The following is a 15,637-nucleotide window of genomic DNA, read 5'->3' as shown; positions in this document are numbered from 1 at the left end:
CCGCGCTATGTCGGCAGGGGGCGGCGTGGGTACTGCAGGACGGTCCGTCCATCGCCGGAGGGTGTCACTCCTCGGGTAGCAGGAACCCCTGGCTCCGGGCGGAACTCAGGGGCGGAGGCGCAGCGAAGAACGCCTCCGCCCACCAGATTAATCAAGACACGCCCGTCCGGGGCAGGGTGGACGTGCCGGAGTCAGTCCTGATCCTCGTCGGGGTTGCTCCGGGTCGGCTCCGGGTCGGGCGCGCAGCGGGCGTCGACCAGGGCCCGCAGCGTGCGCGCGTCCCGGACGGCGTGCTGCCGGGCGATGCCGGGCTGGATGCCGAGCACGGGCAGGCTGGTGCCGTCGCTGAGGTCGAGGAAGACCCAGGGATCGCCCGGGCGCAGGTTCACCCGAAGGATCTCCGCCCAGTGCAGGCGCCGCCTGCCGACGATGTTGACCACGGTGACGCCCGAGTCGTCGGCGACGACCTTGGGCCGCGCCAGCAGGAGCAGCACGCCGGCCAGCAGGGCCGCGGTGAGGACGAAGCTGACCCGCTCCCCCGGGCTGAGCTGCTCCAGCAGCATCGCCACGGTCGTGATCACCACGAAGAGCGCCACCGCGGCGGTGAGCAGGACGGCCCGGGTGCGGGCCGGCCGGAAGGTGACGGGCAGGGCGGGCAGATCCGACATGAGGCGCTCCGGATCGCGGTCAGAGGCGGCAGGCGTGGATGGCGGTGGTCAGGATGGCCCGGGCGCCGATCGCGTACAGGTCGTCCATGATCCGCTGGGCGTCCTTGGTGGGCACCATGGCGCGGACGGCGACCCAGCCCTCGTTGTGCAGCGGGGAGACCGTCGGGCCCTCCAGTCCGGGCGTGATCGCCACGGCCTGCTCCAGGTGCTCGGCGCGGATGTCGTAGTCCATCATCACGTAGGTGCGGGCCACCAGGACGCCCTGCAGGCGGCGCAGGAACTGCTGCACCTTGAGCTCCTCGGCGTCGGCGCCGGTGCGGCGGACGACGACGGCCTCGGAGGTCATGATCGGCTCGCCGACGACCTCCAGGCCGGCGTTGCGCAGCGAGGTGCCGGTCTCGACGACGTCCGCGACGACCTCGGCGACGCCGAGCTGGATGGCGGTCTCGACGGCGCCGTCGAGGTGGACGACGGAGGCGTCGATGCCGTGGTCGGCGAGGTGCTTGGCGACGATGCCCTCGTAGGAGGTGGCGATCGTCCTGCCGTTGAGGTCCTCCAGGCCGCTGACGGTGCCGGGCCTGGCGGCGTAGCGGAAGGTGGAGCGGGCGAAGCCCAGGGCGAGGATCTCCTCGGCGTTGGCGCCGGAGTCGATCAGCAGGTCGCGGCCGGTGATGCCGATGTCGAGCTGCCCGGAGGCGACGTAGAGGGCGATGTCGCGGGGGCGCAGGTAGAAGAACTCGACGTCGTTCGCCGGGTCGACGATGCGCAGTTCCTTGGACTCGCGGCGCTGCCGGTAGCCGGCCTCATGCAGCATCTCCGCCGCAGGGCCGGAGAGTGAACCCTTGTTGGGGACGGCGATGCGCAGCATGAGGTCGGCTTCCTTCGCGTGGAGTGGGGTGGTTCGGGACGGGTTTCACAGGTGGGCGTAGACGTCGTCCAGGGTGATCCCGCGGGCCACCATCATCACCTGAACGTGGTACAGCAGTTGCGAGATCTCCTCGGCGGCCGCCTCCTTGCCCTCGTACTCGGCGGCCATCCATACCTCGGCGGCCTCCTCGACGACCTTCTTGCCGATGGCGTGGACGCCCTTGCCCACCAGTTCCGCGGTGCGGGAGGTGGCCGGGTCGCCGTGGGCGGCCTTGTGCTGGAGCTCGGTGAAGAGCTCCTCGAACGTCTTCTTGGACATGGTGGTCCTTACCCTACGCGGTGTGCGGCGTCCCTCACCGCCAGGGTTCGGATACCGAACGGAGCGTGGCCGCGGTCGCCACCGCCGCGGTGGCCGCCTCGTGCCCCTTGTCCTCGCGCGAGCCGGGCAGGCCGGCCCGGTCCAGGGCCTGCTCCTCGGTGTCGCAGGTCAGCACGCCGAAGCCGACGGGGACGCCGGTGTCGACGGACACCTGGGTCAGGCCCTGGGTGACGCCCTGGCAGACGTAGTCGAAGTGGGGTGTGCCGCCGCGGACGACGACCCCGAGGGCGACGATCGCGTCGTAGCCGCGCCCGGCGAGGACCTTGGCGACCACGGGCAGTTCGAAGCTGCCGGGGACGCGCAGCAGGGTGGGCTCGTCGATGCCCAGTTCGCGCAGGGCGCGCAGGGCGCCGTCGACCAGGCCGTCCATCACCTTCTCGTGCCACTGCGCCGCGACGACGGCGACGCGCAGGTCGCCGACGTTGCGGACGGTCAGTTCCGGTGCACCCTTGCCGCTCACGTGTCTCCTCGGTACTTGGTACTCGGTTCTCGAACTCGCCGCGGCGTGCCGCAGCGCCTACTGGTGGAGCGCTTACTGGTTGCCGCAGCCGGCCACCGTGGTCGTGGCCTCCAGCCAGGGCAGGTCGTGGCCCATCCGGTCGCGCTTGGTGCGCAGGTAGCGGATGTTGTGCTCGCCCGCCTGGACGGGCATGGGCTCCCGTCCGGTGACGCGGAGGCCGTGGCGCAGGAGCGCGTCGGTCTTGTCGGGGTTGTTGGTCATCAGGCGTACGCTGCGCACGCCCAGGTCGGCGAGGATGCGGGCGCCGGCGGCGTAGTCGCGGGCGTCGGCGGGCAGGCCGAGCTCCAGGTTGGCGTCGAGGGTGTCGCGGCCCCGCTCCTGGAGTTCGTAGGCGCGCAGCTTGGACATCAGGCCGATGCCGCGTCCCTCGTGGCCGCGCAGGTAGACCACCACGCCGCGGCCCTCGGCCTGGATGCGTTGCAGCGAGGCCTCCAGCTGGGGACCGCAGTCGCAGCGCGCGGAGGCGAAGACGTCGCCGGTGAGGCACTCGGAGTGGACGCGGACCAGGACGTCCTCGCCGTCGCCGAGGTCGCCGTGGACGAGGGCGACGTGCTCGACGCCGTCGGCGACGGAGCGGTAGCCGTAGGCGGTGAAGGTGCCGTGCGCGGTGGGCAGGTACACCTGGGCCTCGCGGCGGACGGCGGACTGCTCGCTGCGCCGGTGGGCGATCAGGTCCGCGATGGAGATGATCGTCAGGCCGTGCTTGCGGGCGAACGGGATCAGCTCGGGCAGGCGCAGCATACGGCCGTCCTCGCCGGCGATCTCGACGATCGCGCCGGCCGGGCGCAGCCCCGCGAGGCGGGCGAGGTCGACGGCGGCCTCGGTGTGCCCGGGGCGGGCCAGGACGCCGCCGGGCCGGGCGCGCAGCGGGAAGACGTGCCCGGGGCGCACGAAGTCCGACGGTCCGGCGGTGCCGCCGGCCAGCAGCCGCAGGGTGGTGGCCCGGTCGGCGGCGGAGATGCCGGTGGTCACGCCGTGCGCGGCACAGGCGTCGACGGAGACCGTGAACGCCGTCCGCATCGACTCGGTGTTGTCCTCGACCATCTGCGGCAGTTCCAGCCGGTCGAGTTCGTCGCCCTCCATGGGGGCGCAGATCAGGCCGCGGCACTCGCTCATCATGAAGGCGACGATCTCCTCGGTCGCCTTCTCGGCGGCGATGACGAGGTCGCCCTCGTTCTCGCGGTCCTCGTCGTCGACGACCACGACCGGGCGGCCGGCCGCGATGTCGGCGACGGCCTGCTCGACGGGGTCGAGGGTGAGGTCCTCGGTGCCGTCGGTGCCGTACAGCACGGGTGCCGTGCTCATGCCGGCGCTCCTTCCAGGACGGGCTGCGCGCTTCGGCGGGAACGCAGCCACCAGTCGCGCATGCCCCACAGGACGAGCGCGCCGTAGATGACGTAGACGAAGCCGGAGAAGGCGAAGCCGTTGGCGAAGTTGAGGGGGACGCCGACGAGGTCGACGAGCAGCCAGGCGCACCAGAACTCGACCATGCCGCGGGCCTGCGCGTACATGGCGACGACGGTGCCGACGAAGAGGTACGCGTCCGGCCACGGGTCCCAGGACAGCGCCGGGAAGGCGGTGAACAGGCCGCCGACCGCGAGGGTGCCCAGGGCGGCCGCGCCGAGCAGGGCGCCGCGCTCGCGCCAGGTGGCGAACCGTACGGCGATGTGGCCGTCCTCCGCCTGCCCCTGGCCGCGGTTCCACTGCCACCAGCCGTAGACCGCGACGGTCATGACGACGATCTGCTTGCCGGCGCTGCCGGAGAGGTGGGCGGTGGCGAAGGCGGCGAAGAGGATCAGACCGGAGACGAACTGCGCCGGCCAGGTCCAGATCGAGCGGCGCCAGCCGAGGGCGAGGGCGAGAAGGCCGATGACGTTGCCGGTCATGTCCGACCACTTGATGTGCTGGCCGAGGAGGGTGAACGCCTCGGAGTTGAGCCAGTTCACTTGGTCTCCTCCCGGGCGCCCAGCAGCCGCTCGACGTACTTGGCGACGACGTCCACCTCGAGGTTGACCGCCTCGCCGGGCTGCTTCAGACCCAGGGTGGTCAGGGCGAGGGTGGTGGGGATGAGGCTGACGGTGAAGAAGTCGGGGCCGGCGTCGACCACGGTGAGGCTGATGCCGTCGACGGTGATGGAACCCTTCTCCACGACGTAGCGGGCCAGGTCGGCGGGGAGGGAGATCTTCACGATCTCCCAGTGCTCGGAGGGTTTGCGCTCCAGGATCTCGCCGGTGCCGTCGACGTGGCCCTGCACGATGTGGCCGCCGAGGCGGGCGCCTACGGCGGTGGGCCGCTCCAGGTTGACGCGGGAGCCGACGGTGAGGGCGCCCAGGCTGGAGCGGTGGAGCGTCTCGGCCATGACGTCGGCGGTGAACTCGTCGCCCGCGCACTCGACGACGGTGAGGCAGACGCCGTTGACGGCGATGGAGTCGCCGTGCTTCGCGCCTTCGGTGACGACGGGCCCGCGGAGCCGGAAGCGGGAGGCGTCGCCCAGGTGCTCGACGCCGGTGACCTCGCCCAGCTCTTCGACGATTCCGGTGAACACTTCCCGGGTCCTCCTGCCTCTGGGGCACGGACTCCGGGGCTGCCGACGACGGCAGACTGTACGAGCTGCGGCACCGGGGGCGACGCCGGACGGGACCCGTCCGCGAAGGACGGGACCGGACGACGGCGGCGCACACGCGTGCCCGCTCGCCGCGCACTGCCTCCCATCCGGACTTTCACCGTCGGTCCAGGAATTCCACCTGGTCAACCGACCGCTGGAGGCGGCCGGGTCGCGGACTTTCACCGCCGGTTCGGACTTTCACCGACCCCGGAGTGCGCTGCTTTCAGGTACAGGGCCAGTGTGCCATGCCCGGTCGGCGTCCAGGCGGGCGAGTGCTGTGGAGTGGCTCACACACCGCGTCACCGCGCGTGACCCTCCCGGTCAACCGCCGCCGCCCGTTTCGGACTTGACCACGCGACGCCCCCTTGACCCCGTGGTCTAGTCCACCTAGGGTCGGCCGCGTACGGTGGGACCCCGGACCGGTCCGGCGGCGGTGACGACGGCCCTTGCCCGCCGCCGGACCGCCCACCACCGGCCCCCGCCACCCACCACCAGACCGCCCGCCGCCGGCCCGCGCCGACGTGCGGCACGTCACTCCCCCGCGCTGTCACGGATCGCGGGAGCCGCTCCGTCGTCCTACCGTGAACGGCGTTCTCCCCGGAGCGCCGGTGCGGCGAAGGGACGCGAGCAGCATGACCACGATCCTGGTGACCGGCGGAACCGGAACCCTCGGCCGGCCTGTCGTCCGGCGGCTGCGCGGCGAGGGCCACGAGGTGCGGGTGCTCAGCCGGCACACCCCTCCGTACGCTGTCGACCTGCGCCGGGGCGGCGGCGCGCCGGCCGCGGCCGTCGAGGGCGTGGAGACCGTCGTCCACTGCGCGACCACGGTCCGCGGCGGGGACGAGGCGGCGGCGGCCCACCTGATCGCGGCGGCGCGGCGGGCCGGCGTGGCCCACCTGGTCCACATCTCGATCGTCGGCGTCGACCGGGTGCCGCTCGGCTACTACCGCACGAAGCTCGCCGTGGAACGCCTGGTCGAGGAGTCGGGCCTGGGCTGGACCGTGCTGCGCGCGACACAGTTCCACGACCTGCCGGCCCTGCTCTTCGGCGCGCTGTCCAGGCCGCCGGTCCTGCTGCTCCCGGCCGAAGTGCCCGACCAGCCCGTCGAGGTGACCGAGGTCGCCGACCGCCTGGCCGAGCCGGCCCTCGGCTCCCCCGCCGGCCGCGTTCCCGACCTGGGCGGGCCCGAGGTGCGCACGCTGGAGTCACTGGCCCGCGCCTACCTCGCCGCGACGGGCCGGCGCCGGGCGCTGTGGCCCGTACGCCTGCCCGGGCGCTGTGGCCCGTACGCCTGCCCGGGCGCACCTACCGCGCCTACCGCGCCGGGGGCCATCTGACGCCGGAACGGGCCGTGGGCAAGGGGACGTTCGAGGAGTATCCGGAGCGGCGGTTCGGGGGGCGGGCGCGGGACTGAGGGAGCGGCCCGAGGAACCGGTGCGGGTGGCCGGCACCGAGGAGGCGGAGGGAGCGGCCCCGAGAGGCCGGGGGCGGGTGGCCGGGGCGGTCACCCGGCCGTCCGCACCGCGGACGCACCGGGCCGGCGGCGCCTAACGCTCCCGCCGCCCGAACAGCTCGTCCTGGGCGCGGTCGCGGGCGGTCAGGAGGGCGCCGCGCAGGACCGCGGCGCCGCCGAGGGCACTGGCCCGCACCTCGGTGGGCAGCGGCGTCATCCGCCCGATCCGCTCGGCGACCCGCGCGGCCAGCGTCCAGCCGCCCGCCCGTCCCACCTCGCCGCCGAGCACGACGCATCCCGGGTCGAGCAGGGCCACCGCCGAGGCGACGCCGAGCGCGACGCGGTCGGCGAGGGCGTCGAGGAAGCGCCCGGCGGCCCCGGCGGCCCCGTCGTCCGCAGCAGTCCCGTCGCGCCGGGCCGGGCCGGCCGGGCCGGCGCCGGTCACCGTCCGCACCGCGTACCGGACGAGCTGCTCCGCCCCGAGGGTCGTGTCCCGGCCCGCCACCCCGCACGCGGCCGCCAGGTCGCGCACCGCCGCCGCCCCCACGAGGGAGTGGAAGCCGCCCGCGCAGTCCGTCGCCGACGGCAGGCCGCCGGTCCCGGGGACCGGCAGGAAGCCGATCTCGCCGGTGCCGCCGGAGGCGCCGCGGCGCAGGGCGCCGTCGAGGACGACGGCGGCGCCGGTGCCCTGGCCGAGCCAGAGCAGGACGAAGGTGTCGCGGCCGCGGGCGGCGCCCTCGCGCTGTTCGGCGACGGCGGCGAGGTTGGTCTCGTTCTCGACGCTGACGCGGGTGTGGGGCAGCCGCTCCTGCAGGGCGTCGACCAGGCGGCGGTGCCAGGCGGGCAGGCCGGTGGTGGGGCGCAGTTCGCCGGTGGCGGGGTCGATCAGGCCGGGGGCGCCGATGCCCACGGTGTGCAGGCGTTCCACCCCGGCCTCTTTCACGGCCCGCTCGACCAGCGCGACCGCCTGTTCCACCGCCGGCCCGGTGCCCGCCTCGCCGCCGATCGGCGCGGACGCCTCGACGAGCACCCCGCCGAGCAGGTCGGAGACGACCACGGAGACGCTCTCGGTGCGCACGTCGAGGGCGGCCAGGTGGGCGCGGTCGGCGACGATGCCGTACAGCCGCGCGTTGGGGCCGCGGCGCTGCGCGCCGGCCTCCCCCACGACCGCGATCAGGCCGGCGGCCGTGAGGCGTTCCACGAGGTCGGCGACGGTGGGCCGGGACAGGCCGGTGAGCTGTTTCAGCTGACCGGCCGTCAGCGGGCCCTGGCGCTGCAGCAGTCGCAGGGCGAGCCGGTCGTTGATGGCCCGGGCGGTGCTCGGGGATGCGGGCATGCCGGGATCCTCCCAGACGGCCGGGCCGCCCGGCGCGCGGCCGGTGACCGTGCGCGGGTGGGGGACAGCTATGGCCGACCTATCTATCAGGCAGGCTTCCTGATAGTTTACGTCGGCACGGCGCGGGGACGCGACGAGGACGGCGACGGGACGGGGAGGAACCGCAGGAATGAGCGATACGCCCGACCAGGCCCGGGACTTGCGCGAGGTGCGCCGCGGCCGGTACGCCGTGGCGGCCGTGTTCGCCGTGCACGGGGCCGTGACCGGTTCGTTCGCGACCCGGGTGCCGTGGATCCAGGAGCACGCCTCGGTCGGTCCGGGCCAACTGGGCTTCGCGCTCGGCTTCACGGCGCTGGGCGCCTCCTGCGCGATGCCGGCGGCCGGCGCGATCAGCCACCGCTTCGGCAGCCGTACGGCGCTGAGCGGCCTGATGGCGCTGTGGACGCTGTCGCTGACACTGCCCTCGCTCGCGCCGAACCTGGTGACGCTGTGCCTGGCGATGTTCACCTACGGCGCGACCTCGGGCACGGCCGACGTGGTGATGAACGCGATCGGCGTGGAGGTCGAGCGCCGGCTGGGCCGCTCGGTCATGTCGGGGCTGCACGGCATGTGGAGCGCGGGCGCCCTGACCGGCTCGGCGGCCGGCACGCTCGCCGCCCACCTGGGCTCGGACGCGCGGCTGCACCACGCGCTGGCCGCCGCCGCGCTCACCGCCCTCGGCCTGGTGGCCTGCCGCTGGGTGCTCGACGTGCGCGCCGCGGCGGACGAGGAGCCGCCGCCGCGGTTCGCGCTGCCGCCGAGGTCGGCGCTGCTGATCGGCGCGGTCGGCTTCTGCGGGGTGTTCGCGGAGGGCGCCAGCCTGGACTGGTCGGCGGTGTACCTGCGGGACCGGCTGGCGGCCTCGGCCGGTCTGGCCGCCGCCTGCACGACCGGCTTCACGCTCGCGATGGCGGTGGCCCGGATCGCCGGGGACGCGGTGGTGAACCGCTTCGGCACGGTGCGCGCCGTGCGCCTGGGCGGGGTGCCGGCCACCGCCGGCGGGCTGCTCATCGTCCTGGCCGGGCATCCGGCGGTGGCGATGACCGGGTTCGCGCTGATGGGTCTTGGCATCGCGGTTGTCGTCCCGCTGTGCTTCGCGGCGGCCGGGCACAGCGGCCCCCGCCCCAGCCAGGCCATCGCGGGCGTCGCGACGATCACGTACACCTCGGGGCTGATCGCGCCGAGCCTGATCGGCGGGGTGGCCCAGGCCACCAGCCTGACGGTGTCGTTCTGCCTGGTGACGGTGCTGGCGGGCGCGCTGGTCGCGCTGGCGGGCGTGCTGCGCGCGGGCGACCGGAACCGGCCGCGGGTCAGTCGGCCGGCCGCAGCAGTTCCCGACCCACGGCCCTGAACTCCTCGCTCCACGGCGCCGGGCGCAGCGTGTCCGCGTCCAGGCGGACCAGCACCCGGGTGCCGTGGGCGTAGGTCTGCGCGCCGTCGGCCGAGCAGAAGCGGAAGCCGTAGGTCAGGCCGGTGGTGCCGAGCCGCTCCAGCCACAGATGGACGGCGTAGGTGCCGGGGCGGGTGACCGGCGCCTCGTAGGTGATGCGGAGTTCCTTGACGGCGTTGCAGGCGTCGCCGGCGGCCGCCCAGTCGCCCTCGAAGCGGAAGCCGTGCTCCTGCCACAGCCGCGCCCAGGCCCGCTCCACCATGAGCGGGTAGCGGGCGTTGTGCAGCAGCCCGAGCGCGTCCAGGTCGTCGAAGTGGACGGTGACGGGGATCAGCCGGCCGTGGGAGACGGCGGGGGCGATCGGGGCTTCGGCGGTCACGGGTGGTGCTCCTGGACGTCGCTGACGTGGGACACCCCATCCTAGACGGGCGGCCCGGAACGCCTGAGCGGGCGCTCAGCCGGTGGTCGCACCCGGCTGGGCCACCCTGGACAATGGTCGGGACCCACCCGCACGCACGACCGAAAGCGAACCGCACCATGGATCTTGGCGTCCGCTGGACACTGCACGGCGACGGACGCACCCCGGCCCCCGGGGCGGTGGTCCGCCCCGACGAACGGCTCTCCTGGCCCCGCACGATCGGACTCGGCGCCCAGCACGTGGTGGCCATGTTCGGGGCGTCGTTCGTCGCGCCCGTCCTGATGGGCCTGGACCCCAACCTCGCGATCATGATGTCGGGCGTGGCGACCGTCGTCTTCCTGCTCGCCACGCGCGGCCGGATCCCCAGCTACCTGGGCTGTTCGCTGTCGTTCGTGGGCGTGGCCGCCGTGATCCGGGCGCAGGGCGGTACGAGCGCGACGGTGACCGGCGCCGTCCTCGCCGTCGCGCTGGCGCTGTTCCTGGTGGGACTGGCGGTGCAGCGGTTCGGGGCGCGGATCATCCACGCCGCGATGCCGCCCGTGGTCACCGGCGCGGTGGTGATGCTGATCGGCTTCAACCTCGCCCCGGTCACCGCCTCGACGTACTGGCCGCAGGACCAGTGGACGGCCCTGCTGGTGATGCTCTTCACCGGCCTGGCGGTGGTCTGCCTGCGCGGCTTCTGGTCCCGCGTCGCGATCTTCCTCGGCCTGGTGTTCGGGTACGTGATCTCCTGGGCGTTCGACCGGATCTTCGGGAAGATCCACTCGGTGGACGGCAGCGGCAGGCTCACCGACCACTGGCGTCTGGATCTCTCCGGGGTCGCCAAGGCCGACTGGATCGGGCTGCCCTCGCTGCACGCCCCGTCCTTCCAGTGGTCGGCGGTCCTGGTGGCGCTGCCGATCGTGATCGCGCTGGTGGCGGAGAACGCCGGGCACGTCAAGGCGGTCGGCGAGATGACCGGCGAGCCGGTGGACGACCGGCTGGGCACCGCGATCGCCGCCGACGGCGTCGGTTCGGTGCTGTCCACCGCGGTGGGCGGCCCGCCCACCACCACCTACTCCGAGAACATCGGCGTGATGGCCGCGACCCGCGTCTACTCCACCGCCGCCTACTGGGCCGCCGCCGGCTTCGCCCTGCTGTTCGGCCTGTGCCCCAAGTTCGGCGCGGTGGTGGCCGCGGTGCCGGGCGGGGTGCTCGGCGGGATCACCGTCATCCTGTACGGCATGATCGGCCTGCTCGGCGCCCAGATCTGGAGCAACGCCCGGGTCGACCTGCGCAACCCGCTCAACCTGGTGCCGGCCGCGGCGGGCATCATCATCGGCGTCGGCAACGTCACCATGAAGTTCACCGACACCTTCTCCCTCAGCGGCATCGCGCTCGGCACCCTCGTCGTCATCACCGGCTACCACGCCCTGCGCGCCTTCGCCCCCGCCCATCTGAAGACGCAGGAGCCGCTGCTGGACGAGGGCACGTCGTCGTACGACACCGTCGCCGACGCGGACACCGACACCGACGCCGACGCCGGCATCGGCACCGGCACCGGCACCGGCACCGGCACCGGCACCGGCACCGGATCGGAGGTACCGGACGCGGCGGGCGGGAAGGTCCGGCGCGCCACGCCGTAGGCGCACGGCAGCGCACGGGGCCGGGGCCGCCCGGGGCCGGGGGCCGCGCCGCCGCACCGGTGGCTCACTCTCCCGCGCGACCCGGGTGGTCCCCCGTTCCGGGGAACCGCCGGGCCCGCCGCGCCCCGGACCGGCGCGCGGCTGGGAACCTGCCGCCATGGCGCACCCGGAACAGCTCACCCCTGCCGTCGGCACGGTCGTCTCCCGCATGCGCGCCCTGGACGCGGCGCTGGACGCCCGGGACGGCGTCGCGGTGTTCAACCGCCTCTACCTCACCGTCACCGAGGAGGTCGGCCGGCACCTGGACGCGGGCGGGTTCCCGGACGCGCGGGCGGCGGCCACGCTGGACGTGCGGTTCGCCGAGCGCTACCTGCGGGCCGTCGACGCGGCCGCCGACGGCCGCCGGCCGCCCGCCTGCTGGCGCCCGCTGTTCCAGTTCCGCGGCCATCGGGGCGTCCGCCCACTGCAGTTCGCGCTCGCCGGCATCAACGCGCACATCGGGCACGACCTGGCGCTCGCCGTCGTGGACACCTGCCACGGCCTCGGCTGCCGGCCGGCGGACCTGGAGGACGAGTTCGACCGCGTGGGCGACCTCCTCGTGGCACTGGAGGAGCGGGTGCGCGAGGAGCTGATGCCCGGTCCCGACCTGCTGCAGGTCGCCGACCCGCTCACCCACCTGCTCGGCGCGTGGAGCCTGGAGCGGGCCCGGGAGGCCGCGTGGTCGGCGGCCCGGGCCCTGTGGGCGCTGCGCGCCCTGCCGGAGCTCGCCGGGGAGTTCGCCGAACGCCTCGACGCGGCGGTCGGTTTCGCCGGCCGCATGCTGCTCACACCGCTGCCGGACTGATCCCCGGCACACGGCTCAACGAGTCCCCGGCGCACGGCCGAACGGGCCTCCGACCGGTCCTGCGAACTCCGCGCGGCCCCGGAACTCCGGTCGGCCCCGGAACTCCGGTCAGTCCCGGAACTCCGGTCAGTCCTCCGGGAGTTCGACGGGCGCGATGTCGTCGTAGACGTCGCCCGGGCCCGGGTTGGACGGGTCGGTCCCGCCGCCGAGGTGGCGCATGACGCCCCAGACCGCGTTCAGCGCGGTCTGCACGGCGCCCTCGGCCCACCCGGCGGTCCAGGAGATGTCGTCGCCGGCGAGGAACAGGCCCCGCTTGTCCTCGGGCAGCCGGTCCTGCATGAAGTGGGTGAACAGGCGCCGCTGGTAGCGGTAGTGGCCGGGCAGGTTGGCCTTGAACGCGCCCATGAAGTAGGGCTCGTTCTCCCAGGACACCGTCACGGGGTTGCCGATGATGTGCTTGCGGATGTCGACCTTCGGATAGATCTCCGACAGCGACTTCAGCATGACCTCCATCCGCTCGTTCGCGGACAGCGGCAGCCACTTCAGGCTGTCGTCGCACCAGGTGTACGACAGGCAGATCACGGCGGGCCGGTCCGGGCCGTTGTCGAGGAGGTAGGTGCCGCGGGTCATGCGGTCGGTGAGCGTCATCGACATCACGTCCCGCCCGGTCTCCGGGTCCTTGTCCAGCCAGAACGGCCGGTCCACGGGCACGAAGAGCTTGCTGGACTCCATGTAGTGGGTGCGCTCGATGGCGGTCCAGTGGTCGATCGGGAAGAGGTCCTCGTCGCACTGGATCTTGGAGAGCAGCATCCAGGACTGGGCGGTGAAGACGGCCGCCCGGTAGGTGCGGATGTCGCCGTTCGCGTCCGTCACGGTGATCCGGTTGCCGGCGGTGCGGTGCAGCCGGGTCACGGCCGGCCGCGGCTCGCCGTCGACGTGCAGGCTCGCCAGCGAGGTGCCCTGCGGCCAGTGCACGATCTTCTCCGGCGCGCGCTCCCACAGGCGCAGCGGCAGCTGCTGGGAGCCGCCGACGATGCCGCGGTGGTGGTCGTCGGCCTCGGTGTAGACGACGCGCAGGATCTCCAGGATGGAGTTGGGGAAGTCGGTGTCCCAGCCGCCGGTGCCGAAGCCGACCTGGCCGAAGATCTCGCGGTGCCGGAAGGACCGGAAGGCCTTCGAGTCGCACAGGAAGCCGTAGAAGGTCTGGTTGTCGAGCTTCTCGACCAGCTTCGACCAGATCTCCCGGATGGTGCGCACGTCCCGCTCGCGGATGGCGCGGTTCATCCGGGAGAACTCGGCGCCCTCCTCCAGGCAGGCGTTCCAGGCGTCGGCGACGTCCCGGTAGACCTGCGGCAGGTCCTCCGGCTTCTCCGCGTAGTGGGTCTCGCCCTTGAGGTCGATGACGGTGGACGGGGTGGCCTCCGCCAGCGGGTTGGGGAACGGCTTGGTCTCCAGGCCGACCAGGTCGATGTAGTGCTGCAGGGCGGTGGAGGACGGCGGGAAGCGCATCGCGCCCATCTCGGCGGTCAGCGACGGGTCGCAGCCGTCGAAGCCGACGGTGCGCAGCCGGCCGCCGATCCGGTCGGCCTCGTACACGACGGGCTTCAGGCCCATCTTCATCAGCTCGTAGGCGGTGACGATGCCGGACAGGCCGCCGCCGATCACCGCCACCTCCGTGCCGTGCTCGGTGGCGGGGACCTGGCCGAGGCCTGCCGGGTGGGCCAGGTAGTCGTCGTAGGCGTACGGGAAGTCCGGGCCGAACATGGTGATCGGCGGCTGCTGCCCGTCGGTGTGCTCGACGGCGTTGGGCACCGTGGACGTCATGGGGTACGGACTCCTTGCGCGAAAGCCGGTGAAGCCGGTGAAGAGGCTGGTGAAGAGGCTGCGGGGGAAGGCTGGCTGACGCCTCGTCAGGCGAGGGCCCCGTACAGGCCGGGGCGGCGGTCCGCCAGGTAGGGGTTGGCCGCGCGGGAGGCGGCGAGGAGAGCCGGGTCGGCGTCGGCGAGGATCAGTTCCTCGCCCCGGCCGGCCCGGGCGCGGGCGACCCCGTCGGGCCCGGCCAGCACGGACAGTCCGACGAACTCGAACTCGCCCTCGGGGCCGACCCGGTTGCAGTAGGCGACGTACATCTGGTTCTCGAAGGCGCGCACCGGGACCAGCGACTCGGGGACGAACTGGAACGGGTGCATCTGCGCCGTCGGCACCAGCAGCAGGTCGGTGCCGGCCAGGGCGTGGGCGCGGACGTTCTCCGGGAACTCCACGTCGTAGCAAATCATCAGGCCGACGGTGAGGCCGTGCAGCCGCGCCTGGACCACCGGCCGGCCGCCCGGCGCGAAGTGGTCGCGCTCGAAGCCGCCGTAGAGGTGGGTCTTGCGGTAGTTGGCCAGGCGGGTGCCGTCGGCGGAGACCAGCTGCGCGGAGTTGTACACCGCCGCGCCGTCGCGCTCGGGGTAGCCGTAGGCGACGGCCAGGCCGTGCCGGGCGGCGGTCCGGGCCACCTCGTCGGCGAGGTCGCCGTCGGCGGGCTCGGCGAGCCGTGCGACGGCGTCGCCGATCGCGTACCCGGTCAGGAACATCTCCGGCGTCACCAGCAGCCGCGCGCCCGCCCGCGCCGCCCGGGCCGCGGCCTCGTCGAGCACCTTCAGGTTCTCGGCGACCGAGCCGGGACGGCCGGAGCTCTGGAGCAGGGCGGTGCGCATGGTGTTCCTCACCGGTACGGACGGGGACGGGGATGACCTGATGAGACGGTACGACCGGCCGCCGAGGGCGGACAAGCGGCAGCCGTTGCGCTGCGGTGAGCGGTTCGTTGCGTCTGCCGGGCCGTCGGCGGTGATTCGTTGCACGCCCGCCCCGACACCGCCCGCGCAGGCCGTCCGCATCGGCCGTCCGCGCAGGTCAAAGCCGGTGTTCCGGTGCCGGCGGCGGGGCGGCGGAGTCGCCGTCGGGAACCGGTGCGCGCCGGGTGGAAGACCCCCTGAGGATCGCTGCGCTGCCGTACGCCGACGAGCACGCGACACCGGTGCGGGCGGAGGCCGGCGTCGTCCGGCGAGGACGGTGCGAGGCGGTGGAACGCTCCTTCGGCCGGCCCGGCGCCGCCCGGTACGCGCGGCCGGCGGGCTGCGCCGGCCGCACGGCCGCCGGGCCGCGGCCCCTGGCCGGGGGATCGGCCTTCCCCGGGTTCCGGGTGCTCGCCGCGGAGCCGGGGCGGCTGCCGGCGCTCGCCGGCCGCCACCGCTTCTCGAGGTACGCCCTGGTCTTCCGCGTCGAGCCGGCCGGTCCCGGCCGCTGCCGTCTGCGCGCCGGGACATGCGCCGCCTTCCCCGGCCTCTCCGGCCGCCTCTGCCGGCGCCTGGTGATCGGCACGGGCGGCCACCCGGCCGGCGTACGGCGCCTGCCGGCAGCGGCCCGCCGCCGGGCGGAGGGCGGAGGGCGCCGGACGGAGGGCGCCGGACGGAGGGCGGAGGGCGCCGGGTGAGCGGGCGGGAGCCCGCCG

Annotated in this window: 15 protein-coding genes, 1 pseudogene and 1 riboswitch; of the genes and pseudogenes, 5 read left to right on the top strand and 11 right to left on the bottom strand. The window is 74.0% G+C overall.

Annotated features, from left to right (window positions below; translation table 11 throughout):
• Positions 1-191: 191 nt before the first annotated feature.
• The 7 genes from IE225_RS24675 to IE225_RS24645 all read right to left on the bottom strand — a co-directional run bounded on the left by IE225_RS24675 (position 192) and on the right by IE225_RS24645 (position 4,979).
• Positions 192-668 (bottom strand): PH domain-containing protein, encoded by a 477-nt coding sequence (locus tag IE225_RS24675; protein ID WP_190059789.1) that lies wholly within the window; start codon positions 666-668, stop codon positions 192-194.
• Between the two features lie 19 nt (positions 669-687).
• Positions 688-1,536: an ATP phosphoribosyltransferase gene (gene hisG / locus IE225_RS24670; RefSeq protein WP_190059788.1), complete on the bottom strand. Its 849-nt coding sequence runs from the start codon at positions 1,534-1,536 to the stop codon at positions 688-690.
• A 45-nt stretch (positions 1,537-1,581) separates the two neighbouring features.
• Complete coding sequence (locus IE225_RS24665; protein WP_190059787.1) at positions 1,582-1,854, bottom strand: phosphoribosyl-ATP diphosphatase; 273 nt, start codon at positions 1,852-1,854, stop codon at positions 1,582-1,584.
• Positions 1,855-1,888: 34 nt separating this feature from the next.
• Positions 1,889-2,374, bottom strand: a complete 486-nt coding sequence (ribH, locus tag IE225_RS24660) for a 6,7-dimethyl-8-ribityllumazine synthase (protein ID WP_190059786.1) — start codon at positions 2,372-2,374, stop codon at positions 1,889-1,891.
• A 72-nt stretch (positions 2,375-2,446) separates the two neighbouring features.
• Complete coding sequence (locus IE225_RS24655) at positions 2,447-3,739, bottom strand: bifunctional 3,4-dihydroxy-2-butanone-4-phosphate synthase/GTP cyclohydrolase II (RefSeq protein ID WP_190059785.1); 1,293 nt, start codon at positions 3,737-3,739, stop codon at positions 2,447-2,449.
• Positions 3,736-4,380, bottom strand: a complete 645-nt coding sequence (locus IE225_RS24650; protein WP_190059784.1) for a nicotinamide mononucleotide transporter family protein — start codon at positions 4,378-4,380, stop codon at positions 3,736-3,738. Before IE225_RS24650 ends, IE225_RS24655 begins: the two co-directional genes overlap by 4 nt.
• Positions 4,377-4,979 carry a riboflavin synthase gene (locus IE225_RS24645; RefSeq protein ID WP_190059783.1) on the bottom strand — a complete coding sequence of 201 codons (603 nt, stop codon included), beginning with the start codon at positions 4,977-4,979 and terminating at the stop codon, positions 4,377-4,379. The genes IE225_RS24650 and IE225_RS24645 overlap by 4 nt, the downstream gene beginning before the upstream one ends.
• 149 nt (positions 4,980-5,128) lie before the next feature.
• Positions 5,129-5,259: riboswitch (FMN riboswitch) on the bottom strand.
• 412 nt (positions 5,260-5,671) lie between these two features.
• Between IE225_RS24645 and IE225_RS24640 the strand changes: the two are divergent.
• A pseudogene (locus tag IE225_RS24640) lies at positions 5,672-6,453 on the top strand (SDR family oxidoreductase).
• 133 nt (positions 6,454-6,586) lie between these two features.
• On the opposite strand, the gene IE225_RS24635 reads toward IE225_RS24640, so the two are convergent.
• Positions 6,587-7,828 carry an ROK family transcriptional regulator gene (locus IE225_RS24635; protein WP_190059782.1) on the bottom strand — a complete coding sequence of 414 codons (1,242 nt, stop codon included), beginning with the start codon at positions 7,826-7,828 and terminating at the stop codon, positions 6,587-6,589.
• Between the two features lie 169 nt (positions 7,829-7,997).
• Here IE225_RS24635 and IE225_RS24630 point away from each other — a divergent pair, with 169 nt between their 5' ends.
• On the top strand, positions 7,998-9,218 hold the full coding sequence (locus IE225_RS24630) for an MFS transporter (protein WP_190059781.1): 1,221 nt from the start codon (positions 7,998-8,000) through the stop codon (positions 9,216-9,218).
• Here IE225_RS24630 and IE225_RS24625 read toward each other — a convergent pair.
• Complete coding sequence (locus IE225_RS24625; protein WP_190059780.1) at positions 9,178-9,636, bottom strand: acyl-CoA thioesterase; 459 nt, start codon at positions 9,634-9,636, stop codon at positions 9,178-9,180. The genes IE225_RS24630 and IE225_RS24625 overlap by 41 nt on opposite strands.
• A gap of 158 nt (positions 9,637-9,794) precedes the next feature.
• Between IE225_RS24625 and IE225_RS24620 the strand changes: the two genes are divergently transcribed.
• Both IE225_RS24620 and IE225_RS24615 read left to right on the top strand, forming a co-directional pair.
• Positions 9,795-11,300, top strand: a complete 1,506-nt coding sequence (locus IE225_RS24620; RefSeq protein ID WP_190059779.1) for a uracil-xanthine permease family protein — start codon at positions 9,795-9,797, stop codon at positions 11,298-11,300.
• A 157-nt stretch (positions 11,301-11,457) separates the two neighbouring features.
• Entirely contained in the window at positions 11,458-12,144 is a 687-nt protein-coding gene (locus IE225_RS24615; RefSeq protein ID WP_190059778.1) for a DUF5995 family protein, read from the top strand.
• 126 nt (positions 12,145-12,270) lie between these two features.
• On the opposite strand, the gene IE225_RS24610 is transcribed toward IE225_RS24615, so the two are convergent.
• Both IE225_RS24610 and IE225_RS24605 read right to left on the bottom strand, forming a co-directional pair.
• Positions 12,271-13,968 (bottom strand): flavin monoamine oxidase family protein, encoded by a 1,698-nt coding sequence (locus IE225_RS24610; protein WP_190059777.1) that lies wholly within the window; start codon positions 13,966-13,968, stop codon positions 12,271-12,273.
• Positions 13,969-14,054: 86 nt separating this feature from the next.
• Entirely contained in the window at positions 14,055-14,843 is a 789-nt protein-coding gene (locus IE225_RS24605; RefSeq protein ID WP_190059776.1) for a carbon-nitrogen hydrolase family protein, read from the bottom strand.
• A gap of 263 nt (positions 14,844-15,106) precedes the next feature.
• Here IE225_RS24605 and IE225_RS24600 point away from each other — a divergent pair, with 263 nt between their 5' ends.
• Positions 15,107-15,619, top strand: coding sequence for a hypothetical protein (locus IE225_RS24600; protein ID WP_229879999.1), 513 nt, complete (start codon positions 15,107-15,109; stop codon positions 15,617-15,619).
• Positions 15,620-15,637 lie beyond the last annotated feature (18 nt).

Source organism: Streptomyces echinoruber (assembly GCF_014651135.1).
Lineage (GTDB): Bacteria > Actinomycetota > Actinomycetes > Streptomycetales > Streptomycetaceae > Streptomyces > Streptomyces echinoruber.
This window is presented reverse-complemented; position numbering and strand designations above follow the sequence as displayed.

What these genes read in the sequence shown, in the direction of transcription:
- IE225_RS24610 (WP_190059777.1), bottom strand. Translation starts at nt 13,968, where the DNA reads ATGACGTCCACGGTGCCCAACGCCGTCGAGCACACCGACGGGCAGCAG.
- IE225_RS24615 (WP_190059778.1), top strand. Translation starts at nt 11,458, where the DNA reads ATGGCGCACCCGGAACAGCTCACCCCTGCCGTCGGCACGGTCGTCTCC.
- IE225_RS24675 (WP_190059789.1), bottom strand. Translation starts at nt 668, where the DNA reads ATGTCGGATCTGCCCGCCCTGCCCGTCACCTTCCGGCCGGCCCGCACC.
- IE225_RS24665 (WP_190059787.1), bottom strand. Translation starts at nt 1,854, where the DNA reads ATGTCCAAGAAGACGTTCGAGGAGCTCTTCACCGAGCTCCAGCACAAG.
- hisG (WP_190059788.1), bottom strand. Translation starts at nt 1,536, where the DNA reads ATGCTGCGCATCGCCGTCCCCAACAAGGGTTCACTCTCCGGCCCTGCG.
- IE225_RS24630 (WP_190059781.1), top strand. Translation starts at nt 7,998, where the DNA reads ATGAGCGATACGCCCGACCAGGCCCGGGACTTGCGCGAGGTGCGCCGC.
- IE225_RS24655 (WP_190059785.1), bottom strand. Translation starts at nt 3,739, where the DNA reads ATGAGCACGGCACCCGTGCTGTACGGCACCGACGGCACCGAGGACCTC.
- IE225_RS24605 (WP_190059776.1), bottom strand. Translation starts at nt 14,843, where the DNA reads ATGCGCACCGCCCTGCTCCAGAGCTCCGGCCGTCCCGGCTCGGTCGCC.
- IE225_RS24635 (WP_190059782.1), bottom strand. Translation starts at nt 7,828, where the DNA reads ATGCCCGCATCCCCGAGCACCGCCCGGGCCATCAACGACCGGCTCGCC.
- IE225_RS24620 (WP_190059779.1), top strand. Translation starts at nt 9,795, where the DNA reads ATGGATCTTGGCGTCCGCTGGACACTGCACGGCGACGGACGCACCCCG.